Below are 24,280 nucleotides of genomic sequence, written 5' to 3'. Positions count from 1 at the left end.
CGACACCGAACAGGCCGATCACACCCCGATCGCCGCATAGCATCAGACCGGATCCAGCGATGGCCGTCTCTTACACCACCAGCGCGGACGTGACCTTCTGCCCGACACTGTCACATCGGCAGAGGCTGTGAACCGGGCCCACGCGAAGACCCGCGCCCGTGGCAAGCGATCGGATAGTCTTCAGCATGTAGATGTTGCCTTCGATCGCACCGCTACTTCAAGGCAGGCGCGTGCACACCGCGTCCCGCGATCGGTGTCCGCGATCCCTCATCGATCCGGGCGATTAGGCTGGTGCGGCCCTGCTACCGGGCGAGACCCAACTGCTCGTACAGCGGCCCGGGGTCGAATCGGCCCATGCGGCTGATCGAACTGGCCGACCGAGACGTTTATATACATCGGCCCGGTGCGCAACGTCCCGGTGATGTCCTCGCCTGGAGTCACCGGGCTCGGGGCGAGCTGCCATCGCGGCACCGGAATCCGCGGGCTGTCACTCCCGGTCGTCGACACTCTGGCCTGCGCGCTACCGTGGCGTCGTCGCCTCAGGCCGTGCCATGCCCCAAAAGGGAGTCAGCGCAAGTCGGCAATCCAGCTGTCGAGGGTGTGGCCGAGCAGCCTGGCCGACGCGGCCTCCTGCGGAATGCGCAGCCCTCTGACCAGTAGATCTTCGACCGTCGCCGCTGGTTTGCCGATCCAGCTTGCGAGCGCGGTGGCCCGGTCCGGATCGATGTGCCCCTGACCTGGTTGCGGAGAACCCTGATCGAGTAGTAGTTGGTACAGGCCGTGGGCTGGACGTATGGGAGGTAGATTCTCGGCGGCGGCCGACACAGCGGCCGATGCGGGGATGCGCAACCCGTCAGCGTCGAGGTCGCCGAAGTAGGCGACGTCGCGTATGTCGGGTAGTTCGCCGATACTGAGCACCGATGCCTCGAAGGCCGCGCCCGCACCCCACGCGATGTGCCCGACCGCGCTGGAGGCGGCGGCCAGCGCCCTGCGCAGGGAGTCGAAGGTGTCGGCGTTCTCGACGACCAGCAGGATTGGGCCGTCGCCTATGCGGCGGACGGGAAATGGTGGACGGGATCGGAAGGTGCGCAGCATTCGCAGGGTGAGACGGTCCGGGCCGAACAGCGACGTGCCTAGCAAAGCGTCGAGTCGCTTCTCGTACCCGAACAGTTCCAGGGATCGCTCTCGCAGGGGCAGGACGTCGTTGTCTCGGCCGTGGTCGCGCAGCCAGGTGTTCACAACTTGGAGCACGCCGACCTGCCCGACGGTGAGCCGCGCCGTTGCCGCCCAGGCGAGTTCCGGGCGCCACGGCACCGCTAGGGCCAGCGCGGCGGCGGACATTGTTGCTATTGGCTGAGAGACCGTCAGCCTTGCCGGCAGGGGCGGTTCGGCCGTTCGGTCGAGGTTCCTCGATGTCGTCACCATGCCGGCCGTGGCCAGTGCGGCGATCGTGGCGGCGAGATCAGCGCGGCGGGTCGGCCGCGTGGCTGAGGCCGGGTCGACGCGGGCGAACAGCGGCCAGAGCTCGGCGAGCGTGATGGTGCGCCTGCCCCAGGCTTCAAGCTCCGTGGCCAGCCGCGCGGCGCGCGGGCTCAGCGGTTGCTCCGCCGGCGACGCTGGGGAGGTCCCGACGCTCATACGGGCCTGCGGTAGACACGCGTGGCGGTGACCGTACCCAACGCGGCCCCGTTCGGCGACGGGTCGTCGTCAGGGAACGGCTCGGGCAGTTGGCGACGCACAACCTCGGCGACGCGAATGTGTTTCAGTCCGGCCCGCAGGTCAGCGTCGTTGCGCATTCTCACCCACAGGGGGAAGGCCGACAAGGCGCGGTCGTCGGACAACCCGGTCGTGTACACCAGTTGCACGCCGAGCGCCGCCGCGACGCCTTGTTGCAGTTCCAGGAGGTATTCGGCGCTGGCCTTGCCGATCGGATTGTCTAGGAATAACACGCCGGAGTGCCGAGCCCGAATCTGGCCACGTTCGTTGGCCCGCAGGGCCGCCATCGTGCAGTAGAGCACGATGGCGGCGGTCAGCTCTTGCCCACCGGAGAACACCTCGTTCATGTTCTCGATCGGCACTCGTTCGTCACGCAGGACCGCGTCGGGTTTGAGGAGGTCGACGAGGAAGCCCTTCGGCACGGCTGCCTCGATGCTGTGCAGCAGCAAAGCAATGCCGTCCCGCTTTGGTGCAGGTGCGCTGCCGGCTCGTCCGGTGGCCGTAGCGGACAACTCGTCCACGACCTCGCCGACCCGGGCGGTGAGCAGGCTCGGATCGGGTTCGGCGAAGCGAATGCGCAGGAACTCCTTGCCTTCCCATTCGCCGAGCCCGGCGGGCAGTTTGGAGAGCCGGGATGCGGTTCTCAAGGTTTTGAGGGCGCCGTCGACGAGCGCGGCCAGCCGATCGACGATTAGCTTGCGATGCCGGCTGGCGGAGTCGAGGTCGCTGGTGAGGGTAGCCAGACGCTGGTCGAGTTGAGTGGCGAACTCGCCCGCGCGGGCCGCCAGCTTTTCCCGATCGAGGCCAACAAGGGCGCGCCGGGCGACGTTGGTCATCGCCTCGAACTTCGGTTCGCTGGCCAGGCGCACCGCCACATCGACCAGCCGGGTCACCTCCTGATGCGCGCTCCGATCGGCTGCCATGGTCTCCCGCAGCCTTTCCTGCGCCGCCGCGGCGGCTATGCGGGCATGCTCCGAGGTGCCGGCGTACGGTTCAACGGAGCCGGTGTCCACGTCGACGTCGGGCTGGTCCAGGCGGGCTGCCAGGGGCTCGCCGACGGCACCGAAGGCACGGGTCGCCTCGCCGGCGTCGCCGGCGCGCTGTTGCAGGCGCGTTGCTTCGGCGAATGACTCCTCGTAGCGTTGCTGGCTGGCCCGTTGGTCAACGATCGCTGCCGTCAGCAATTGTCGGCCGTGTTCAACATTGGTGGGCCGGCGTTCCTCGGGCAGCTGGATCCACACGTTGCGGTTGTCCGACGGTGTCACCGCTTTCAGCTCTCCGGTGACCACGCCGACCTTTTCTTTGGCGGCGCTCATGGCTTCATCGCGGCGAGTCCGTTCACGCTTGGTTCGGGCGATGGCGGCTTGTCGACCGGGTGTATCCGCGCCGTCCGGGCTTCTCAGCAGCTCCGATGCGCGGGCGATGTCGTCCGGGTCGTGGCCGTCGACGTCGGCTCGTAGCCGTGCCGCATCGGAGTCCGCAGTGTCGGCTGCGGCGCGCAGGTCTTGGCCGACCTCGACCGCCGCGTAGGCGGCTGCCGCAGCCTGATAGGCGGAGCGCAGCATCGGGATGTCGTCGGGCGGCACGGTTGCGGGGCGCTCGCCGGTGGAGGTGACAACGTCGCCCATTTCGGCACGGTGACGCTCGGCACGGGCGTTCGCGTTCTCGGCGGCAAGTGCGGCCTCGGTCGCCTGCTCCTGCGCTCGGTCGCGTTGTTGGGTCAGTTCTTCGACGGTCCGCTCGCCCAAGAGGATCGCATCGTCGATCTCGGGTAGTCGCTTGCGCTGCTCTTCAGTAGCCGCTACGGCTGTCGCGAGCCGGTCCAGTTCCCCGGCGCGGTCAGCGGCGGCCCGTTCGATCGGGCGAAGATCGCGGAGTTCGTCCTCAGTCTGCTCAGCAAGCGTCGCAGCCGCCTCGGCTGCAGCAACAGCGATGCCGTCGGCTTCCGTAGCATCCCTCAGCTCCTGCTCACGGGTGGTGAGGGTTTCGCGCAGCTCAACGAGCCGTCCAGCAGGACAACCCCGCCGCCAGGCGGCCAGCTCAGCCTGAACCTCCCGAAGGCTCGTCAGCGTGGCGGTGACAGAGTTGATCTCGTTGCCGCGTTGCTCCATCGCCTCGCGGAGTTGGCCACGTTTAATCTCCGCGGCCTCGGCGTCGAACAGCGCCGTGTTGGGCTGCACGACGAACTGCTCGCCGACTGCCTCGGCCGGATCGAAACCCGACTGCTCGGCGAGGGTGGTCAACATGCGGGCGCCGGTGCCGACGGCCACCGCGGCGGCCGGGAGCAGTCGTGCGGCGTTCAGCGCTTGGCGGGCGGCGGGCATGGCGGCGGGGTCAACGATGACGACACCGTCGGCCAGCTGCGGATGCGCTTCGATCACCTGGCCGCGCTCGGCGGCGGGCACGTTTTCTGCCAGGTAGCGCCAGCCGGCGTGCGCCCCGACACCGGCGGCTCGCAGGGTTTCCAGGCTCGCCTCGACCTCGACGCGCGGCGGGAGCAGGCCGCCGTCGCCGAGCGCGTCGAGTAGGCGCTGGTCTTCGCGCTGAGCGTCGCGTAGCTCGTCGAGCTCCAGCCCGCGTTCCACGTCGTCGTCGTGCAATCGTTCGGCCAGCGCGTCGGCGCTGCCGTCGAACATGTCGATGTCGACGGCATCGGTGGACAGTGCCACCTGGACGAGCTCGTTCGCGGTCAGCCGGGCGGCCGGGTCGAGGACAGCTTGGAGATCCCGGTCGGCATCCTCGTGGCGACTGCGAGCGACGCTCAACGCCTCGCGTGTTTCCTGAGCGGCCTTCGCGGTTTCACGAACGGCGCTCTTCGCGCTTTCGAATGCCTGCTCACCCTGTTGCATTCGCTCGGCGGCGATCCTGGCAGCCTCCTTCGCCTCGGTCGCTGCCTCCGGCACGCCCTGGCCCGCCGCGAGCAGGCCCGCTGTGACGGCGGCCTCCACCTTCACCCGGCTGCTAGCGACCTCTCTCATGATCGCCTTTTGGTCGGCCCGCTGCCCTTCGATCTCGACGAGGGCTTGTCTGCCTTCCTTGTCTAGTTCTGCGGCGCTGCCCAGGTGCGCCGCCGCGAGCTTGTTCTGTCGATCTCGCTCGTCGCGGGCGGCTGCTGCCTCGGCGCGCAACTTGCTCAGCAACGCACCGGCAGCCCGATCGCGTGCGTCCAACGCCGGCCGGGCATCACGCTCGGCCTGGGTGATGTGTTCAGCGAGCCGGGCCGACCTCTGCTCGGCCGCCGCCTTGCGTTCAATCAGGTCGGCGAGCGCCCATGCGCGCAGGTCGGCATCGGCGGCGTCACGCCCAGCTTTCGCCTGATCATGCGCTTCTTGGGCGTCGGCGCGTTCCAGGACGAACGTCTGTCGGCGGGTCTCGTTGACGACGTCGCGCGCCCGATCGCGGTCGCCTTCCCGGGCAGTAGCAGTCGCCGCGGCGTCCTTGGCCAGCTGGCGCAACCGCTGCGTGGCCTCGGCTTCGGCCGCCTCCCGAGCCCGGATGCGCAGCAGCAGCGCGTTCCCGTCGTCGACGGCGCTCTCGCGGCTGGCGCGTGCGGCCCGATGACGCTCGTAGGCGTCCGCCACAGGCCGCAACGCCGCCACAGCACCAGCCGCGAAGTCACGCTCCAGCAGCATCGCGTGCCGGTCGCCGACCGTTCGTGCGTAGCTGGCGAAGTTTCCCGCAACGCTCACCGCGTCCTCGGCGTCGAGAACGATCTTCAGCAGCCATTCGACGAACTCCCGGCTGGACTTGAACTTGAACGCGCTGGCCGCGTCGCCCTCGTCCGCGTTCATCCGTCGCTGGATCCCGAACAGGTCTGGTTCGATCCCGGTGTCCCGCAAATGGTCGGCCCAGGCGCCCACCTCCGCGCCGACCCAGGTCAGCTGAGTGATCGGTGCCGCGCGATCGATCTCCTGCAGCGCCTCGCGGAACCCCTCCAAGCGCAGCCGCCGGCCGTCGGTGGTGAACGGCAGGGTCTCGATCTCCACGCCGTGGTGAGGGCGTAGCGACCACCAGTGTTCGGCCAGCCGGTCGGCGGCCGAACCGCTCCGTCGCCGCTGCAGCGTCTTCCCAGTGATGACACGGTCACCGGTGCGGACATGCATCCATTCCAGGACAACGTGAGCCGCGTCGTCGCCGAGAACGAACTTCTCCATCACCGCGGCCGACCCTCCGACGGCGTTGCGCCGGCCCGGCAACACGACGGAGAAGAGGAGCTTGAGCAGCACGCTCTTGCCTCCGCCGTTCTCCAGCAGCAGCAAGCTGTACGGACTGGGGCGCCGCACGGTCGTACCGAACAGGTTGCCCTGCCCGGCGATGACCTGCCCGACACCGGACAGGTCCAGCGTGACATCCGTGTACCGGGCTCCGCGCGGGCCGACACAGAACAACCGGACGCGGTTGAGTTCGTACATCGTCTTCTCCCTACAGCCGCGCCAGCGACTCGGCCGTCCAGCCGACCGTGACGGTCCCGGTGCCGTCGCTGATTTCGGTGATCCCGAGCCGGAGCAGTTCCTCGAACATGACCACGCCGGCCTCGCGCACCTGGGTGCGGTAGCGGGGTGTGGTCCGGAAGGTGCCGCCGCGTTCATCACCCCTGCGCATGAGAAGTCCTTGATCAGCCAGGAAGGTCAGCGCTTTGCTCACGATTCCCGTCGTGCTGCTGGCCAATTTGCGGCCATCGCCGGTGCTACCGGTTCGTGCGCGCCGCGTGTAGACACGCCAGGCTGCCTCCAGCCCTGGCTCATCGGTCGCAACGTCCGCGGTGTCGGTCTCGATGGCCGCCTCGGCGAGACGGCCGGCGGCTTCACGGACAAACGCCTCGACGCCGTCGACGGTGATGCGACCCAAGTAGGTCTCGTTGGCCAGGTCGGCCGGACGAGGAAAGGCCAACGTCGCCGCGCCCAGGTGAGCTAGGGCGTGTAGAACACGCTCGGCCGCTTTGCCCTCGCCTCCGGTGCGGCGCGCGTAGTCTGTCATCTTCACCGCGAAGACGCTGTCCTCGGTGGAGCCGAACACGATGCCGCTGCGGTCGCTGATCTCTAGGACGACCAGGTCGAGGCCCGTAGCGACCGCCTGGACCGCCGCCGCGAACTCATCGTCGGTGCGGGCACGCAGGACGAGGTCGCGGTACGTGTCATCGCGGGCCGGTACGAGCTTGGGTCGAAACCCGTAGCCGATCAGCCGGGCCGCATCTGCCGTGAGCTGCGCTGCGGTTGTCACGCGGCATCCTCCTCCGGTATCGACGTCGATATGCGAGAAACAGGGCGGTCGGCGGCGTAAACGCGCTCGATGGCGATACGCGCCACGAGGAGATCGGCTCCGCCGTACTCCGGATCGTGCAGCGGCGTTCCGTCGTCGACGGCGATAAAGACGCTGGATGCCCGATGACGCATCGCCGGGTTGATCTCCTGCGCGGCGAGCGCGATGACCCGGACCACGACGAGCGCGGCGAGTTCCGGGTGCCGGATGCGGGCCTCTTCCAGCAGACCGGACAGCCTCCGCGGCGCTTCCACATCCAGATCGAGCAGGTCATCGAGCAACTCGTAGCACTCGGCCGGGAAGGCCGGTTCCTCCACGACCTCGTCAAGATCGGGCTCCTCGACCTCGCCGCCGAGCAGCTCCCGCTCGGCCGGCGCGGTCACCAGCGCGGTGAACAGATCGACAAGGCGCAGCGCCGACGAAACCCGCACGCCAGCCCCGCGCACGAAATACGCGGCGAGAACCTCGTCAGCATGCGCGACCGGCAGCGCGAGGACCGGCACGAGTAACTGGGCACGCAGATCCAAGGCTGCCCCAGCGCTGCCCGGAGCGAACGTCTGCCGGTCCTGCTGCACCCGGAACCGCCGACCCGCGCCCTGCAACGCTGCCTGCAACTGTTCATGCCGGCGCAGACAGTCACGGACGACCTCGACCAGTTGGGCGGCCAGCAACTTGCGGGCCGCGGTATCGGCGGTGTCACGCGCCTCGGTGATGTTGACGAGAATGGCGTTCTCCGCCTTATAGCGGGCCTCGATGTGCTCGATCGCCTCGGCGATGAACTGCGGCATCTCGTGCAGCCAGTCGACGGTGCGCACATCGCGCTCGGTCGCTTCCAGACGCTGGCGCAGCTTCTCCCCGTACTGAATGGTCCGGTAGCGGGCGGCCTGGGCGGCGGCCTGAGCGTCGGACAGCCGGCCGCGCCGGATGAGCGTCTCCAAGCGAAAGTCTGCGGCGATCTGTGCCGACTCGATGTCGATTTCGAGCGCACCGACGAGCACGTTGACCGCCTCGTTCGTAGCCCGCAAGAAGATCCCGCCATCCGGCGCAGAGACCTCTTCCAGCAGCTTGAAGTCGAACGCGTAACGACTGTAGACGCCATCACCGGTGGTCATTCCGTAGACCGCGCGGAAGCCCCGGTCGGTCGAGCCGACGTTGAGTAGGTTCTCCAGCACCCACCGGGCGACCCGGCGGTGTTCGGCGGCGTCGTGGTCGGGCGCCTGACGAGCAGCAAAGCGGGAAAGGTCAACTTCAATCTTTTCGGACGGAGCCCCCGCGTCGAAGTCCATCGCCAAGGTGACCAGATCGATGGCGTTCAGCGCCAGCTCGCTCATCTGGTAGACGGAGAAGTCTCCGGTCTGGACCTGCGTCTTACGGTTATCAAGATCGTGCAACGGCGCAGTGCAGGCCAGCGCCTTGACGCGCTGAGCAAACCCGGCATCACTCCCTGTTTCCGCCACGTCGGGACAGTAGCGCGCGGGTATGCCAGAAAACACGGCCACAGGTTCACACTGGACTTGCGAACGGGGGACGTCGGTGCGGCCGTTCTCGCCGCACGCTTCGGGCCCAGCTCTGGCACCCTCGACCAGCCAGCTCGACTCCGCCGCGCTCGTCGCTGGCGTAAGAACTCCTAACGAAATGATGTTGGGCGTGTCCTCGGGAGGTGAGGATCGTTCTGTCTGAACGTGAGGAGGGGTGAGCAGCCGCCGTGGATTGTCTCGGACGCACCCTGGGCCGAGATCGAACCTCTGCTGCCACGGGCCGGGCGAGCTCCCGGCGACCAGTACGGACGACCAGGGTGCCTGGATCGAGGTAGGCCAAGTGGCGAGCAGGTGCCGCGTGATACCGGAGGCTCTAACGGGCTACCTGTTCGAGGTAGCGCTGCCGGATGGTGTCGAGCCGCTCCTTGGTCCCTTCGACCTCCCAAAAGGCCCAGCCGTTGCTGGCTACGCCGACCGCGTCTTCCATCGCTTTGGTAGGCGCGCTTGCGACTCCGGAAGTGGTCTCGATGCTTCCTTCTGGGCGGACTCGGGCGTAGTACAGTTCGCCACGTCTGCGGCCGACGAGCCGGTCTCCCACACTTACCAAGCCTGCCTCGACCAAGTCCTGGAACCGGACTCCGTAGCGAGTGCGCTTCCCGGGCGCGAGGGGGCCGGGCGCTGGCGGCGGGGCCAGTCTGAGTGCGTCTAGGCTCCATATCTTCTTGGCGACTTCGCAGTAGAAGCGACCGCGCGCCTCGATAAACGGCTCCAGCGCGGTGCTTGCGTCATAGGTAGCGATCATGCCGTACAGGCCTTCGCCGGTGAGGAACTTCCGAAGCCGGACGTTGCCTCGTTGGAAGAAGTCCGGGTTGAGCATCCCGGCCAGCAGAGTGTCCTTCCGGTACGACGCGAGCTTCTGCTCCAAGAGCATCCCGCCGTAGCTACCGTTGTCCAGGCCATCCAAGAGCAGGAGCGCCCCAATCCGATTCCGCAGGAAGCCGTAGTAGCGGGCGTCGGGTGCCTTGTGCGCATACTTCGACGCCGTGCTGGTGAAGAGGTGTTCGATCTCGAAGTCGCGGTCACGGTCTCGGCGCAGGAGGAAGCGGTCGGTGGGATCTGCCTCGCCATTGGTCGCGCCCATTTCGACCCATGCGGTCAGGCGAGTCAACACGTAGTGCACGAATCTGCGTTTGGTGTCGTAGCGCAGGTCCGGGATGAGCTGCAGCCGGACTGGCCAGTCTGCGGCGTGCTCCCCGAGGGCGCGGCTGAGCTCCTCAACCGACTCGGACAGTCGTACGGCAGGCATGACCGCGGAGACGAGCTCATCGATGTGCTGCTGCTCGACCGGTTCGTCGCCAAGCGTCTGCGTCACGTAGAAGAGATCGAGAAAATTGGCCACCAAGCCGGCCTTCTGTACCCGCTCCGTCTCCGAGTCACCGGACCGCAGGGCAGCGAGGGTGAGGTCAAACTGCTCGGCTATGCCGTTGAATGTGTTGTACCGCACGGCCCGCAGCTGCGGGTTGATCCGGGATCGTGCTTGCAGCAGCGTGGCGTATGTGGTGTGGAAGGGGTACAGCACCTCGGTGATAAGGCGGACCCGGTCGCCGTTCTTGCGGTTGGGCCAGATCTCTGCCTCGTGCGCCCGCACCCACTCGTGTGTTGCGTCGTTCAGGCTCGGCCCCGGCTTGTGCGCGGCCTCAGGAAACCTCGCCCGGAAGACGGTCCGAAGGTAGGCGAACGCTGCGCCCTTCTCAACGTCTTCCAGAGCCGACACCATCGTGGTCCATGCGCCTTCTAGTACGGCAGCCGCCGTTCGGGATCATGACTGAAGTTCGAGCTTGAGCCGGCGTGTGTAGTGGGCTCGTCGGGCTCGGGCTTGATGCCGTCGTCGCCAGCCTGACCAGTGCAAACGATGGGCGAGGTCGGTGATCGGGCGGATGAGGCAGGCGTTGATCAGGCGGCGGACCTCGTTGACGGTCAGCGTGATCAGTTCCGTGTCGGTGGGCTCGTCGTGGGTGGCGTCAGCGGCGCTGATTGTCAGCACGGCGAGGGCGGCCAGGGCGAGGGTGGTGAACCGGTGCCAGGAGTTCCAGCGGCGGACCTGGTGCTGGTCCAGGCCGACCTGGCTCTTGGCGGCCTGGAAGCTCTCCTCGATGCTCCAGCGGATCCCGGCGACCCGCACGAGTTGGGCGAGGGTGGCCGGTCTGGGGGTCCAGCAGCGGTAGAAGGCCAGCTCACCGGTGGTGGTGTTCTTCCTGATCAGCAGGCTGTGCTGGCCGCCGTCGTCGGGGTCGGCGTCGGTGCACACGTCATCGAGCCAGGCCCAGTCGTAGAAGCGTGGCCCCTTCGATCCGGCGCCGGCTGAGCGGCGCTGCCACGCCGAGGCCGGCAGGTCAGCCGCGATCCGGTCAGCGCGAAGCCGGGTTTTGCCACCGTCGATCGGCACCAGGTGGCTGCGGGACACCGCCAAGACGTAGCCCAGTTGGTGTTCGCGTAGGCCAGCGCGGAAGTCGGCGCTGTTGCCGTAAGCCTCGTCCGCAGCAGCCCACCCGGCTGGCACTCCGGCGTCGAGGGCCGCGGTGATCATCTGCGCGGCCAGCTCCGGCTTGGTCGCGAACTCGACCTCGTCGGGCACGCCGGCAGCGTGGCAGCGGTCCCGGTCGTCGGTCCACGAGGCCGGCAGATACACCCGCCGGTCGATCAGGGTGTGCCCATCGACGCCGGCGTAGCCGAGGAATACCCCGACCTGGCTGTTCTCGATCCGCCCTGCCGTGCCGGTGTACTGGCGTTGCACCCCGACCGTGTGCATGCCCTTCTTCAGGTCACCGGTCTCGTCGACGGCCAGGACCGCGTCCGGGCAGCCGAACCGGCCGGTGATCAGCTGCCGCAGGTCGTCGCGGACGGCGTCGGCGTCCCATACCGCCCGGTACAACAGACGCTGCATCGCGTCCGGCCGGGCATGCCCGGCCTGCTCGGCCAACTGCCAACACGTCTTGACCTCAAGGTCAGCCAGCAATCCCGTCACGAACTGTCCGGCCGCACGGCGCGGTTCCACCCGACCGAACCGGCCCGCGAAGCAGCCCAGCACCTCGGCCAGCACGCGTTCCCATCGCCCAACGGCTACGCTGTGGCACGCGGCCACCGCAAGATCTGAAGTTATGTCCACAACATACAGACGATCACGCGGTGGTCGCCTCGCGTCCACCCCGGTTCACCAGCAAGATCTCAAACGGCGGCTGCCGTACTAGCTCACGTGGATCCCCGTCGGCGTCACTGAGCAGGAAACGCTTGAGGTGGTCCATCGGCGAGAGCCGGACGCCGCAGTCGTTGATCGACTGGAACATCTCCTCTGCCCGATCGCGGTCGCCTGCGTCCATCACGACCAGGGAGACCCGGTAGAGCAGCCAGTCGATGAACATGACCAGGACATCGCCGCGCAACTGTGCAGGGTAGTGGATGTCGATGTACTGGTACGCCTGCCAGATGCGGCGGATAGGAGGCCGCGCGGCTGCGCCGTCGAATCCACGGTCGTTCAGCAGAGCGTTGAAGCAGGCGCCGTACTCGTCGACGTCTACACGGAACGTCCGCCTGCCGAACCGCTCGGACATGATCAAGGTCAAGAGTTTGCCGGCCCTGCTGCTTGCCTTCGGAGTCGTCGCTGCCTGCCGGTGCAGATAGATCAACAGTAGTAGAAGCGTGATGATGCGCTGCTGGCCGTCGACCAGCGAGGTCCGCCCGTCCGCGGTGCAGATGATGTATGGGCCGAGGAAGTACGGATCGTACGATTTCACGTCGGCCAGTGAGTGTTCGTCGCTCCACTGATCGAGAAACTTTCGGGAGAGGTCGTTCATCAGTCGCGCGACCTGCGGTTCGTCCCAGACGTATTCGCGCTGGTAGTAGTCGAGAGCGAACGACTCTGTGCTGAACAATGCGTCGATCGATTGCTCCCGGGCACTGACCAGCTTCTTGGTGCTGCGTTTCTTGGCCATGGCGGCCCGACCTAAAGGACCACGATCGCTTTGGCGGCTACGATAGGTTCACCCCTTCCGCGCCAGATATAGCCGGAGCGTACGACCCGAACGACGGCTCCGGTGTCCGGTGCACCCGACTCGGCCTCGTGGGAGTCCGGGTCGAATGGGAGACTCTCGCCGGGCCGGCCGAGCGGCCACAGCCGCTTGCGCCGCGTCTCATCCGTGAGGAGCTTCACGACTTCTGTGATCGTGTCGCCGCGAGACTGCAGGGCCTCGACTGCCACGGCAAGATCGGCAACCAACCTGGCCTCCTCGAATTCGTGGTCCCATCCAGAGGCGGTCGTCCCACTGGCGTCGAGCGCAGCAGCCACGTTCTGCACGAGGTGTTGGGCGACCCAAGGCGGCAACTTCTTGAGCGGATAACCGGCCAGCACGTCGAGTGAGCTCCGGGCAGACTGCCGTTCGGCCGACCATCCGTACTTCTTATTCACGGCAGTAATCTGTGGATGCCACTTGACCCCGCGTTGGAAAAGCCTCCAGCGGTAATCGGCGTCTACCTTCTTGACACCTGCCTCAATCACCTGGGCCTTGATCGCTTGCGCGTTGATCGGCTCGGGTGCGGTCCGAATCACGTTGAGAAAGACCGATTCTGAGTCTTCCGCAAACTGCTTAGCGACGGTTCCTGCGCCCAACACGTACCGCCTCCCGGCCCGAGCTTAATGTAGCTTGCATGGTAAGCGCATAGGTCGCCATGCATCTCTGTCTGATGCGCGACAGTCGCTCCATGTTCCGTTAAGCCCGCCTTCTTGCTATGCACCCGGACAGTTGACTTCCGTTCTGGTCGAATTACGGTGTCCGGTTTCGTAAGTCTTGTTCTTCACCTGGCGCCTACGGCGAAGCTCGTCAAACCCGGTTGATCTCCCTCTTCGTGTCGACGAGGGAGGAGGGCGTTTGGTCAAGCTCGGCGTGGCTAAGTCGCGCGGGTCGATGGCTGGATCACTCTGGCGATCCGATGGAGGTAAGGTGTTCGGGGGTGCTATGCATCAAATGAATTGCTCGGCGTGACGGCCACCGGATTCCACCGGCCGAAGCCGATCAAGCCAGGGGGTGATGAACGTCCGTCGGCGACACCCGCTCATCGGCTCCAGATCCGGACGCCGCCGGGTCGACCACCCTGACTGACTGCAGGTGGTCGTTGCGGAGCAAGCTCGGCCGCGAGCCGTATCCGCACTCGCAGATGTCGATAGCATCCGTGTACTCGGTGACGTACCCGGCTCTGCACCCGAAGCCGTACGCCGATAGCCGCCACCAGTCGGCACCTTCGGCGCCCCATTCCGCCTCGCCTATCACGCCTGCGAAGCCTCACCCAGGTTCATCCTGACTCGGGCGTGTGACCGCAGTAGCTCCGCCGTTGTGGCGACCCCGGTGTGCGCCAACTGGCGAAACACTGTCCAGTACGTGTCGGCGGTGGTGACTGCACTGGAATGGCCGAGGTCGTGCTGGATCACCTTCAGTTCGACCCCGGCCGCACCGGCCAGGCTCGCCGCACCGTGCCGCAGGTCGTGTAGCCGCACCGGCGGCAGCTCGAGCTTGCGGACTAAGCTGCGGAAACGGTGGCTGAGCCAGTCCGGTCGCAACGGCCGCCCGTCTGGTTGAGTGAACAGGTAACCGTGCGGGTTACGGCCGGTACTGGCGAACCGACGCTCCTGCGACCGACGGTGCTCACGCAGCAGCTGGTTGGTGAACTCATCAAGCGCGAGCGTCCGCACCCCGGCCGCTGACTTCGGCGGTCCGAGGTGCGTCTTGCCGTCAACGACCAACAGCTGCCGCTTCACACTCAGCTCGCGGTACCGCGCGTCCAGGTCGGTGCCGCGTATCGCGACGGCCTCGCCGCGGCGCAAGCCGCGCAGCGCGATCAGCCACCAAAGCGGGAACAGCCAATCGTCCTGCACCCCCTCCAGGAACTCCGCAACGTACTCGACGTCCCACACCGCCACCGGCGGGCGAGCGCCGGTGGCACGCCACAACGCCTCCCGCTCCCGCGTCCACGCCACCGCCAACGGCCGAGCGCCCCGCGGCAGCCGAAGGCGCCACGCCACGTTCATCGACACCAAGCCCTGCCGTCGGGCCTCACTCAGCGCGCTGCGCAGCACCCCAATTACCCCGTGCACCGTGCCCGGCGCGATCAGCTCGCCATCGGCTACTTCCTGTCGGCATATCGCGTCGACCACCCGCTGGACAGTCTTGACCCCGCGGCGGCCGTCCAGGTCCGCCACCCGGAACCGGCCCAACCAGGGAATCAGATGCGTGCGGGTCACCGACCGGTACGCCCGCAGCGTCGACGGACGCAGCCGATCCTCCGACAGCGACAGCCAGTACTCCAGCCATCGCTTCATCGTCCAGGTCTCGGCCATGGCGTCCGGACCGTCCAACTCAAGGACCTCGGCCAAGCCCTGCTCAGCCGCTGCGCGCGTCAGGAACCCTCCCCGCCGCAGCCGCTTCTGCCGGCCATCCGGGCCGGGCACGTGCGCGTCGTAGTACCAGCGGCCATGACCCGGCTGGCCGCGCTGTGGGCAACGGGCGCCCAACTGGCGGCCGGTCTCGGCCGATCGGCACGCACACCGTGCGAAAACTATGCCGTTGCTGGTGGCGGCGGTCATCGCGACCACCCGCTGCATACACGGACCGGCAGGCCGGCCTCGATGCCGGCTGCGTTCGAGCCCTTGAACAGGTAAAAATCGACATAATTTCGGTAGATCAAAAATCCTCTTTCTAGCACAAAGGCCAGCCCTGAGAACTTTCAATCCATAAGTCCAGAATTCGAGATTCCGGCGAACCGCCGTGACCAGCCAGCATGTGGGGCTTGACCGTGCCCCACATGTGCCTCACATCGTCCGCGAAGGACGTCGACGCTCGGCTATATTTCCTGGTAGATAGTGGTGGGCCGCCAGGGACTCGAACCCTGAACCTATGGATTAAAAGTCAGGCGATGCCCTCCCAACCGTACTCTTCTTTAATATCATGCTGACCTGCCGAAACGCAACCAGCAGGCACGGCAAAGATCGACCACAGTGGATGCTGGGTGTTCCTAGGGTGATCGTCTGCCGAGGGTCGTGCCAGTCCAGGTTCACGCCGACAATCCAGGACCGTGGTCGCCAGTCCAGTTATTGGATTCCTCGGAATGATCATGCTGGCCGGGTTGCATTTAGAAGATGACGGTCCTGCCGACCGTAGGTGAGGGCAGCGCCGCCGCGATCAGGGACCGGCGAGCATGGCCGACCGGTCGCCGGGCGATGCCGGGCAGTTCATGCCAGAGGCGGCTCTCATCTGACGGCCCCGCGGACCGATGGATCAGTACCGTGTCTTGCGGAGCTCCTCGGTGAGGCTGCGATGCCAGGCTCGCCGATCGTCGTGATCGCTGGGGGCAGGGCCGAGGGCGACGACCGGATCGTTTACCTTGTACATGATCCGGTACACCAGCAGCGATACCGCTGTGTCGATCCAGCGCTGGGTTCCGGTGGCGGGCGGCTGATGGCCAAGCGCGATGGTGAACCATGACGGGAGCAGCGCCGCGTCGGTGATCACCTTCGTCAAGCGCTCACGCAGCTTGCTCTGCAGGGTGGTGCGCGCCGACTCACCTGTCATCACGTTCGGTCCGTGCACTGCCCGCCGCTCGTCATCGTCTCGCAGCACTTGAGTGGCGCTCTCGGCTGCTGCGGTTGTTGGACCCAGTTGCGCCCTGGCCGTAGTCCACGCCCGATGCGCCTTCAGGAATGCGGCGCCGGCCTGGCGGTGCTCGGCGCTGCTGCGGTCGGTCGTAGCCAGCGTCGCGCTGTGTCGCAGCGCCTGCTCGCCAATGGAGCGGATCCGCTGGCGAAGCTGCCGGAGCGCCTCGATGTGGTGTTCGTGAATCGCGCGATCGTCCGACGAGAGGAGGACCGCCGCGGATTGACGGCCCTTGAGCGCCCGGTCGGCGAGATCACGCAATGGCTTATCAACGTGGTCAACGTCTACCGGAGTGATGTTCTGCTCGGCGCGGACCCGCCGCTCCAGCCACCCGATGGTGGCGGTAAGCGACTTCACCGCGGCCTCGATCTCGGCGACGTCGTCGGCCACTTCCTCGCGCAGCCCGTCGTGCGCCTCGCGCATCTCTTCGGCGGTCTGGTCGAGGCTGTCGAGCCGCTCGTCGAGGGCACGGACCTGCCCGTCGAGGGCGTCGTGCTTCTCCTGTAATTCGTCGACCTCACTGGACGTCACGGACGCCTGCCGGCCAAGCCGGTCAACGGTCTCGGTCAAGGTCCGCAGATCCGCCTGCGGGTAGGTGGCGGACGTCATGTCGTGCCCTCCGCCTCGGCGCCATCGGGTAACCAGCAGCTCAGCACGATCACCACCAGAGGTATCAGTGCCAGCAGCCAGAATGCTGACACCACTCGCAGCACCGCGACCGCTACCAACGCGGCGCAGGCCACGGAGATGAGCGCGCCGGCTGCTCGGCCACGATGCCCGAGGCGCCGAGCGCGCGGCTCACTCACCGTGATGACGATGGCCATCAGAGCCACCGGAACGACCGGCGCTAGGTACCAGCGGCTGACCCAGCTGGCCATGATCGCTCCGATGATGACGAGCATCGCCGCCACCGTGACCACCCCGGCGGCATACACGACGCGGCTACTGACCCGCCTGCGCTGCTCGTCTAGCAGGACGGGGAGTTGGGCCTCGAAGCTCAACAGCTGTGTCGTAGCTGCGAACACTTCCGATCGTTGCGCGCGGTAGGCGGCCGTCCCGGACTCAGTCGCGGCCAGCTCGTCATGGCTGATGCGCAGCGCCTGCTGCAACCGCTCTGCCTCGTCGTGATGATCGAAATTTGCCCTACCCACAGACTGCACCACCTTCGTCCACTGCCGCCCGAGCCGGATCCACACCATCGGTCGATGTCACTCTAAGCGGCCAGTCGGACACTTATCGACATGTCGATCATGGATAAGTTGTGGCGGCACGTAGTCCAGCGCTCTCTATTTGCGGAGACGGCCGGCCATCACGGCTGGAGGATGGCGCCGAGTAGTTCGTTCCGGGAGTTGTCTGAGTCGATCGAGGCGGCGGTCAGGTGGCCTGGCAGGAGCCCCGTGGTCGCCGACCGAGTCCCCGCTGGACCGCCGGTACGGCCACAATCTGCGTGTGGCTACACAGCGAGAACGTCTCATGTCCAACCTCTTGTGGAACTTCCTCAACGACGGGGGGTCCGAGGCTGCTCGGGGTGCGGTCCTTCGCTCCCTGCTTGGCAACGCGCCACCGGCACCTGAGGACCAGCGCCTGTTCTGTTGGCGAGGCCCCACACCCGGCGTCGATCTCATCTTCGCCGACCAGCACGATGTCCTGCAGGCTTGTGTCGAGCTCAAGCGTCTGCACTCCCCGGCCCAGTACTCTGCCGTTCGGCACGCCCAGGCAGCCGACCTGTTCCGCTCGGTAACAGGCGAAGCCGATGCGGTCTCTGCGACGATCCACACCGTTGCCGCAGGACTCCGCCAGGATCGCCACCCCGCCTCGAATGACACGTGCGGCGCGGATGTTTGGCACACCCAACGTCGCCGCAACAAAGACGGCGAGCACCAGTGGTGGTGCGCCATCCCGCAGATCGATCTCTACCGCGGCTACTGCCTGCTTCCTCGCGACAAGCACACCGCCGTTCAACCTCAGGACCCACGCGACGTCGCTTGGATCCTCATATCCGACGACCAACGGCCCGTCGCTGACCGTTACCCCTCAGCGAAAAGCGCTGCCTGCTGGACGCCTCGCTCCTGGACGGAGGTGCTCGCCAGCCTTGCTACCGCCGCCACGCGACTCGGGGACCCACACCTCGAAGCCCTGCGAAGCTCGATCAACGAACTGCGCTGAGCTACTCAGCTCATACGCCTTAACGGCCTGACCACGGTGCCGCACTCGATCGTACGCATAGACGGACGCCAGGGTGCGCTGAGGTATACCAACTGAGACTATCCGTAAAGGCCCCGTCCTCCGTTAGACGTATTATGACCATTTGGACAGCTCTGCCTGGATTCCCGAAGTAGTTACGCATACCTTCCCCGTGGAACCGGAGAGAGGAGGGTCGATGCGTAAGGGCCTGGAGTGGAGCTGACGTCACGCAGCGGTGCTACTGTGGACGATTCGTGTCGGTCGTAGCACTCGCACGGGGGCGGAGTGGAACGAATTCGTGGCACATCACTGACCTTGAAACTCTTCACTGCTACGTTGTTGATCATGGCGCTTGCCAGCGTGGGTTGGGCTGTGGCCTACCTTGTCTGGCCGGCGCCGTTTGACATCGCGTTCGCAATCGTCGCGGCAGCCCTGGTCGCCGCCGGAAGCATCTTCTCCGTGCCACTGCCGGCGCGGATGCCAATGCGGGTCACGATGACGCCGACGGCCTACCTGGTGTGCGCCGCTGTATTGCCGGCACCATGGCTGGTGGTGTGCACCGCGGCGGGTGTGATCGCCGCGAAGATCCTCACGCGGTATCCGCAGTCCGCGAGCGTGCATAAGGCGATCCACAACACGAGCAAGGACATTCTGGGATCCACCGCTGCCGGGTTGGCCATGTCCGTCGCCGGCGCTCGTCCTGCGCTCGACAGCACCAACGGCACTGAGCCTTCCGTGGGCTCCTACGTGCTCGGGCTGGCGATCGCCGCCGGCGTCGTGGTGCTGATGGAGGAAGTCGTCACATCCGCGGCGGTGTCGCTCGCCACCGGCCGCCGCTTCGCGTCTATGGTGCGGTACCTGTGGCAGACGCGCATGTTGGTAGGTGCCGTCGAGACGGCGTTGTCGGGTATCGCTGTCGCGGTCGTCATCGTCGACGAGCGGGCGCTGGCCGCGCTGCCCATGGTGATGTTGGTCCTGCATCTGGTCCTGTCTCATCGGATGAAGCTGCGCGAGGAGCGCAGGGCCTGGGAGCGCCATGCGGCACTGGCCGATGCTCTCACCTCCAGGAACCTCGACGCGGTCGTGCAGACCGCTGCGCGAGGGGCGGTCGAGCTGTTTGGGGCGCAGGCTGCGGAGATCGAACTTAACTCAGACCGACGGCTCGTTCGCGCCGACGGACAAGCCCTTGTCGTCTATGACGGGCCGGCGTCTGCCGCGAAGGATCTCGGACTCGGAGCGCCTTCAGCGGTGTATGGCCTCGGTGCGGATGCGACGGGACTGCAGGGTCTACTGCGGCTGTACCTGGAGAGTCCGTCGGCGGCCTTAAGTAACCGCGAGCAGGCCACCGCGAGAGCGCTGGCGGCGACTATCTCCACGAGCATCGATAACGCCACCGCCTATCAGCGGCTGGCAGCGGAGTCGGCCAGCCATGCCCTCGCGGCAACCAACGATGGCTTGACCGGGCTGCCGAACCGCCAGGCATTCGCGGCCTCGGTCGCGGACCTCGGCGGCGCTGAGGTTCACGTCCTGGCGGTTGGATTCGAGAATTTTCGCCTCATCAACGAGACGTTCGGGCGAGGGGTTGGAAACCGCCTCATCGTGGAGCTGGCCCGCCGGCTGAGTGGGTCCTTTCCGTCGTCGGAGTTCCGCGTCGGACGGATCAGTGGCAGTGCGTTCGCGGTGGCGATTGGCAACGCGCCGACAGAGGTTGCCTATCACAAAGCATGCCGGGCGGTTCTCGCGCTACGGGGAAAAGTCACGCTCAACGACCTCGATTTGTCCGTGCGCGCGAGCGCGGGGATGGCACAGGGCTCGCCGAGCAGCGCCGTAGCGCTGCTCACCGCGGCTGAGGAGATCATGTGGGGTGCACTGCAGTCAGCTCATGATCAGCTTGTCACGCTCGAGGACGACAGGCCGAGCGGCCTCGCCGCCGGGCTAGCCCGATCGCGGGTGTCGCTGTCGTTTCAGCCAGTCGTCGACCTGGTCGACGGCGAGGTTCGGGCGGTGCAGGCCCTACCGGGGTGGTTGTTAACCTCCCATGGCTTGCTGCCCGCCGATGAACACGTCTACCAGTTGGCGACCGATCGCGGACTCCTCATGGAGATCACCGAGAGGATCCTGGCCCGCTCCTTGTCGGCCGCGCAGACCTGGCGACCTGCCCTGCCGCACGTGCCGGTCATCGTTCCGATCTCACCGCACGCCATCGCCGACGAGACCAATATGACGATCGCCCGTTTGCTGACCAAGTACTCCATGCCCGGTTCGGCGCTGATTCTCGCCCTGAGTGAGTCTGCACTAGTGGCGGATACGCGGGCGGCTCATCGGCTGCGCGAGACAGGAGTACGTTTTCTGCTCGATGACTTCGGCAGCACCTCTCATAGCTTGAAGTCGCTGTCGGTTACCCAGTTCAGCTTCGTGCGCGTTCATGCCGCCTTCGCTATGGAGCACCGCTGGCGCGAGTCGGCCGCCGTGATCCGTGCCGCTGTCGATCTCAGCCTCGACCTCGATATGTCGGTTGTCGTGCCACAGGTGCAGCACGGACCGCAGCGCCGGGATCTGGTCGAGCTGGGCTGCTCTCTGGGCAGCGGCCCCCTGTTCGGTGATCCGTCCTTTCCCAGCGAGTTTCGGGAGCATCTCGCCCGATGGGTGCCGCCGGCCGCAGAGGAACTCAGAGCTGCAGGCCGAAATGTGGTCCCGCTGTGGCGACACCGTATCCGGCCTTCCCAACACGCTGTCGGCTCTTAGCCGAAGCCGGCCTCAGACGTCGCACGTCACGCGCGATGCGGACCTGGCGTCCTCATGCCGCTCGGGCCAGCCTTCCCGCGTGTCGAGGCCGAAGCTCGATCACGGTGGCGGGGCCGTCACCGGTGACAACAGTGCCCCATTTGGCGACCTCGGCAGTGACCAGGGGCGAGTGGTGCAACGCGCGCGACAGGCGTGCCAGTCTGCGTGCGGCGGGTTTGAGGCTAGCAGGCAGGTCGATGCACGCCTCCGAGTGGAGAGCTTCGATGTCGCCGTCGACTCCGGCGATCTTGCGGCGAAGTGCCACGGCAATAACCGCGGCCTCCGCGATCAGTTCCACCGATGCGGGGTCCAGCCGGTTACACTGCGCCCGCCGTCGCGCGCTGAGGTACACATCCGGGCAATACCACGGCCTCAGCTGCCGGAGCGCATCGTGGATCTCAACGACCTGGCGGTGTCGCCGACTTCGCCGTGCACCCAGAGGCGACGGTACCTCGTAGCCGCCTTCAGGGGAGGCGTCCAGGCAGACCTCTGGTGCAGCAGCCCGCATGGCCGTCCAGAGTAGGTACAGGTCCCAGTCGGCCTGACGACGCTGCAGCCAGCCGGAGCCATCCCCCGAACGGAACCCTCGGATCGGCCTTGGCGAGCCCTCAGACTGCTGCGCAGCTCGCGCCAGGCGCAGCGCCAGAAAATCCGCGGCGATCTCCGCTTCGCGCTCCGCCCGCTGGTCCACGTCCTCGTGCAGAACATTGACCTGATGATCGAGCAGCAGGTGCGCTACCTCGTGCAGCAGTGTCTGCGTCCGTGCCATCGGCAGCAGAGCAGCGTCGAGCACCACGAAGTCCTGCGCCTCACCGGTGTACACGAAACCTGGCGGGATTTCGGCGGTCAAAGGCCTCGCCATCACACGAATCGCGCGTTCACGCTGCCTGGCGATCGCCTTGCACCATGCCTCAGCAGTGAAAGGCGGCGGAGGGTCAGGAAGATCCATAGCCCGTAGCCGGCGAGCGACCCGCACACGTGTCCAAAACATCGGAGCCTCCTCGGTGTGCCCCCGCGGCAGTCACCCTCGGCGTGCGTCCAAAGATCGGAGTGTAGCCGCGCGGCAGCTCGTCGTGGTACCCGCGTCCGCGACGTGTCTCCTGGTCACCGCCGCCAGAAGCCCCGGTGGGCACGGCGGCGCCTGCGATCTCTCCTCAACGGGGACACGAGCGGACCGTCTGTTCCGGTAGGGTCTGCTCTCCATCTAGGACCGCATCACGGCGTTTTCTGGCGGAAGGGGAGTGAAGTATGGACGGCGAGGCGACCGACAGGGACACGAACGTAGGCGCCGGTCGGGCGACTGTCGCGCGGATTTATGACTATTTTCTTGGCGGAAGTAACAATTTCCCGGCCGACCGTGAGGCTGGAGACCGCATTATCCAAGCGGTGCCGGAAACGCAAGCCATCGCTCGCGCGAACCGTATGTTCCTTCAACGAGCCGTACGCAAGCTCGCAACACTGGGATTTCGGCAGTTCCTCGATATCGGCTCCGGCATCCCCACCGAGGGAAACGTTCACGAGATCGCCCATCGGGTCGATCCGCGAAGCCGCGTGCTCTACGTCGACATCGATCCTGTCGCCGTGATGGTCTCCAACGAGATGCTTGCGGGACGCCCGTACAGCCGCGCCGTCGTCGGCGACATGACGAAACCTGACGAGTTGCTCGCATCGCTTCGTCAACCCGACCTCGCCGCGATCATCGACCTCTCGCAGCCGACCGCGCTGCTGTACCTCAGCGTGCTGCAGGTAGTCCCTGACGATCAACTACGAGGTGTCGTCGATCCGATCAAGAACGCACTACCCACGTCCAGCGCCCTGGCGATCTCGCACATCAGTCCCGTGATCGTCGACATCGCTGGAAGAGATCCGGTCAACGACGGCCTCGACGTCTACCGGACACACGCCGCCACCAACATCACACTCAGGTCTGCCGAGCAGATTCTCCCGCTATTCGACGGATTTACGCTGATGGAGCCCGGCGTAACGCGATCTACGGACTGGCACCCCGACGTAGACTACGAGGATCCTCACCACGACCAGCGTGAACGGTCGCCGCTGCTGTGCGGAATCGGTCTTAAGCGTTAGGCAGCAACCCGACGCGGGCACACGAGCTGACCGGACGGCCCGCCCCAGCAGCCGATCCACCACCAGCTATGTCGGGTCAGGACGTTGAACGCACCCGAGATCGGTTGCGGATGCCGAATCGATCTACGGCAGGTGGCACAATCCCGTCGTGGCAGAGACATGGGGCGAGCGAATCGATCGACAGATGCCCGCCGAGCGGGCCAAACGAGATCAGGGCGTGGCGGCTCTCCGCGAGAAGATCGAGCGGTTGGGTCCGGAACTGGACCAAGCCGGCCCGGAAGCCGCACGCAGGCGGCTTGAGTTGATCTTTCGTGGTGCTATTCCTGAGCACGGCGCCGACGCGCTCGCCGTGGTGGCAGCCGATTACGTCATGCGTGACCGGAGCCGCTGACGGCTGCGCAGTGGCAGGGTGTGCCAACAACGTCATGACCTACGACAACTAGCGATCCGCGTCCGTGAAGGGCCTACCCGACGCAGGCGCATACGACGCAAATGAGCATCACCCGCGACCGGGAATCGAGCAAGTCCTGCCCGACCGCAACTCCGCACTGCCGGCAGCACCGCGAATGGCTTGACGTCGTATTGGCCGCCCGACATGGCTGTGGCGAGGGCTAAGGTGGCCTCCAGTCGCGCCCGCTGACCTATATGTCTTCAGTCTGACGTGGTAGTCGCCACGTCGGACCACACGAGTCGCTGCGGTGGTTGGTACGAGCAGACCTCCGGACGCACGAAGTGATCTGCGAGCGACCTACGCCGGTCGAAAGATGGCCCGCCGCGTGCTGGGGGCGCGCCGGTGGACCGGCGATGAGCGTGCGGGCCCGGAAGCCCGCCATGGGTCGCCTTCATCGTCGCTGAGTCGCGCTGCGCTTGGCCGGTGTGCTGCTGATGCCTGCGTGGAGCGGCGGGTGGTCCGGGGGTCGGCGTGGACGGCGGTTGCATGCCGTGCCTGCGGCTCACAGTGGGTTCGCTGTCGGTCCCTAGGTGCCTGAAGACCGTCGACACAGCGGCGCCTCCGAAACGAGATTCCCGTTTGGCAACCGTCTCTGCGCAGGACTCGGTCGACCGGACCCGCGACTT

The 24,280-nt window shown here is 66.4% G+C and carries 16 protein-coding genes; 4 read left to right on the top strand and 12 right to left on the bottom strand.

The features are described 5' to 3' along the window. Window positions 1-567: 567 nt before the first annotated feature. From AB0H28_RS27385 to AB0H28_RS27335, 11 genes are all read right to left on the bottom strand, one after another. On the bottom strand, window positions 568-1,638 hold the full coding sequence (locus AB0H28_RS27385) for a Wadjet anti-phage system protein JetD domain-containing protein (RefSeq protein WP_358046084.1): 1,071 nt from the start codon (window positions 1,636-1,638) through the stop codon (window positions 568-570). Continuing rightward, complete coding sequence (locus AB0H28_RS27380; RefSeq protein WP_358046081.1) at window positions 1,635-6,128, bottom strand: hypothetical protein; 4,494 nt, start codon at window positions 6,126-6,128, stop codon at window positions 1,635-1,637. Before AB0H28_RS27380 ends, AB0H28_RS27385 begins: the two co-directional genes overlap by 4 nt. A 10-nt stretch (window positions 6,129-6,138) precedes the next feature. Beyond that, on the bottom strand, window positions 6,139-6,936 hold the full coding sequence (locus AB0H28_RS27375) for a hypothetical protein (RefSeq protein WP_358046078.1): 798 nt from the start codon (window positions 6,934-6,936) through the stop codon (window positions 6,139-6,141). Beyond that, a complete protein-coding gene (locus AB0H28_RS27370; RefSeq protein WP_358046075.1) occupies window positions 6,933-8,432 on the bottom strand; it encodes a hypothetical protein in 1,500 nt (499 codons plus the stop codon). Before AB0H28_RS27370 ends, AB0H28_RS27375 begins: the two co-directional genes overlap by 4 nt. Window positions 8,433-8,826: 394 nt before the next feature. Then, the gene (locus tag AB0H28_RS27365; RefSeq protein ID WP_358046072.1) at window positions 8,827-10,230 is read right to left on the bottom strand and encodes a hypothetical protein; all 1,404 of its coding nucleotides are present in this window, start codon (window positions 10,228-10,230) and stop codon (window positions 8,827-8,829) included. A 42-nt stretch (window positions 10,231-10,272) separates the two neighbouring features. Further along, the gene (locus AB0H28_RS27360) at window positions 10,273-11,538 is read right to left on the bottom strand and encodes an IS701 family transposase (protein ID WP_358046093.1); all 1,266 of its coding nucleotides are present in this window, start codon (window positions 11,536-11,538) and stop codon (window positions 10,273-10,275) included. Between the two features lie 94 nt (window positions 11,539-11,632). Further along, the gene (locus AB0H28_RS27355) at window positions 11,633-12,442 is read right to left on the bottom strand and encodes a DUF262 domain-containing protein (RefSeq protein WP_358046070.1); all 810 of its coding nucleotides are present in this window, start codon (window positions 12,440-12,442) and stop codon (window positions 11,633-11,635) included. Between the two features lie 11 nt (window positions 12,443-12,453). Beyond that, on the bottom strand, window positions 12,454-13,116 hold the full coding sequence (locus tag AB0H28_RS27350) for a hypothetical protein (RefSeq protein ID WP_358046067.1): 663 nt from the start codon (window positions 13,114-13,116) through the stop codon (window positions 12,454-12,456). A 654-nt stretch (window positions 13,117-13,770) separates the two neighbouring features. Further along, entirely contained in the window at window positions 13,771-15,084 is a 1,314-nt protein-coding gene (locus AB0H28_RS27345; protein ID WP_358046064.1) for a tyrosine-type recombinase/integrase, read from the bottom strand. Between the two features lie 691 nt (window positions 15,085-15,775). Beyond that, window positions 15,776-16,759 carry a hypothetical protein gene (locus tag AB0H28_RS27340; protein WP_358046061.1) on the bottom strand — a complete coding sequence of 328 codons (984 nt, stop codon included), beginning with the start codon at window positions 16,757-16,759 and terminating at the stop codon, window positions 15,776-15,778. Then, on the bottom strand, window positions 16,756-17,349 hold the full coding sequence (locus tag AB0H28_RS27335) for a hypothetical protein (protein ID WP_358046058.1): 594 nt from the start codon (window positions 17,347-17,349) through the stop codon (window positions 16,756-16,758). Before AB0H28_RS27335 ends, AB0H28_RS27340 begins: the two co-directional genes overlap by 4 nt. Window positions 17,350-17,623: 274 nt before the next feature. On the opposite strand from AB0H28_RS27335, the gene AB0H28_RS27330 reads away from it, so the two are divergent. Together AB0H28_RS27330 and AB0H28_RS27325 are read left to right on the top strand one after the other, a co-directional pair. Then, window positions 17,624-18,316, top strand: a complete 693-nt coding sequence (locus tag AB0H28_RS27330) for a hypothetical protein (protein WP_358046055.1) — start codon at window positions 17,624-17,626, stop codon at window positions 18,314-18,316. Between the two features lie 363 nt (window positions 18,317-18,679). Next, on the top strand, window positions 18,680-21,079 hold the full coding sequence (locus AB0H28_RS27325) for a bifunctional diguanylate cyclase/phosphodiesterase (RefSeq protein WP_358046053.1): 2,400 nt from the start codon (window positions 18,680-18,682) through the stop codon (window positions 21,077-21,079). A gap of 52 nt (window positions 21,080-21,131) precedes the next feature. Here AB0H28_RS27325 and AB0H28_RS27320 read toward each other — a convergent pair whose 3' ends face one another. Next, the gene (locus tag AB0H28_RS27320) at window positions 21,132-22,067 is read right to left on the bottom strand and encodes a DUF6545 domain-containing protein (RefSeq protein ID WP_358046050.1); all 936 of its coding nucleotides are present in this window, start codon (window positions 22,065-22,067) and stop codon (window positions 21,132-21,134) included. 299 nt (window positions 22,068-22,366) lie between these two features. Between AB0H28_RS27320 and AB0H28_RS27315 the strand changes: the two genes are divergently transcribed. Both AB0H28_RS27315 and AB0H28_RS27310 read left to right on the top strand, forming a co-directional pair. Beyond that, window positions 22,367-23,203 carry an SAM-dependent methyltransferase gene (locus AB0H28_RS27315; RefSeq protein WP_358046047.1) on the top strand — a complete coding sequence of 279 codons (837 nt, stop codon included), beginning with the start codon at window positions 22,367-22,369 and terminating at the stop codon, window positions 23,201-23,203. Window positions 23,204-23,351: 148 nt separating this feature from the next. Further along, a complete protein-coding gene (locus AB0H28_RS27310) occupies window positions 23,352-23,594 on the top strand; it encodes a hypothetical protein (protein WP_358046044.1) in 243 nt (80 codons plus the stop codon). Window positions 23,595-24,280 lie beyond the last annotated feature (686 nt).

It is taken from the genome of Micromonospora sp. NPDC050980, assembly GCF_040653835.1.
Taxonomy (GTDB): domain Bacteria; phylum Actinomycetota; class Actinomycetes; order Mycobacteriales; family Micromonosporaceae; genus Micromonospora.
The sequence above is the reverse complement of the archived record's forward strand: the minus strand, read 5'-3'. Positions and strand labels throughout refer to the sequence as shown.

Coding starts and splice junctions, on each gene's coding strand:
- AB0H28_RS27385 (WP_358046084.1), bottom strand. CDS start 1,638: ATGAGCGTCGGGACCTCCCCAGCGTCGCCGGCGGAGCAACCGCTGAGC.
- AB0H28_RS27380 (WP_358046081.1), bottom strand. CDS start 6,128: ATGTACGAACTCAACCGCGTCCGGTTGTTCTGTGTCGGCCCGCGCGGA.
- AB0H28_RS27365 (WP_358046072.1), bottom strand. CDS start 10,230: ATGGTGTCGGCTCTGGAAGACGTTGAGAAGGGCGCAGCGTTCGCCTAC.
- AB0H28_RS27355 (WP_358046070.1), bottom strand. CDS start 12,442: ATGGCCAAGAAACGCAGCACCAAGAAGCTGGTCAGTGCCCGGGAGCAA.
- AB0H28_RS27345 (WP_358046064.1), bottom strand. CDS start 15,084: ATGACCGCCGCCACCAGCAACGGCATAGTTTTCGCACGGTGTGCGTGC.
- AB0H28_RS27340 (WP_358046061.1), bottom strand. CDS start 16,759: ATGACGTCCGCCACCTACCCGCAGGCGGATCTGCGGACCTTGACCGAG.
- AB0H28_RS27335 (WP_358046058.1), bottom strand. CDS start 17,349: ATGGTGTGGATCCGGCTCGGGCGGCAGTGGACGAAGGTGGTGCAGTCT.
- AB0H28_RS27330 (WP_358046055.1), top strand. CDS start 17,624: ATGTCCAACCTCTTGTGGAACTTCCTCAACGACGGGGGGTCCGAGGCT.
- AB0H28_RS27325 (WP_358046053.1), top strand. CDS start 18,680: ATGGCGCTTGCCAGCGTGGGTTGGGCTGTGGCCTACCTTGTCTGGCCG.
- AB0H28_RS27320 (WP_358046050.1), bottom strand. CDS start 22,067: ATGGATCTTCCTGACCCTCCGCCGCCTTTCACTGCTGAGGCATGGTGC.
- AB0H28_RS27315 (WP_358046047.1), top strand. CDS start 22,367: ATGGACGGCGAGGCGACCGACAGGGACACGAACGTAGGCGCCGGTCGG.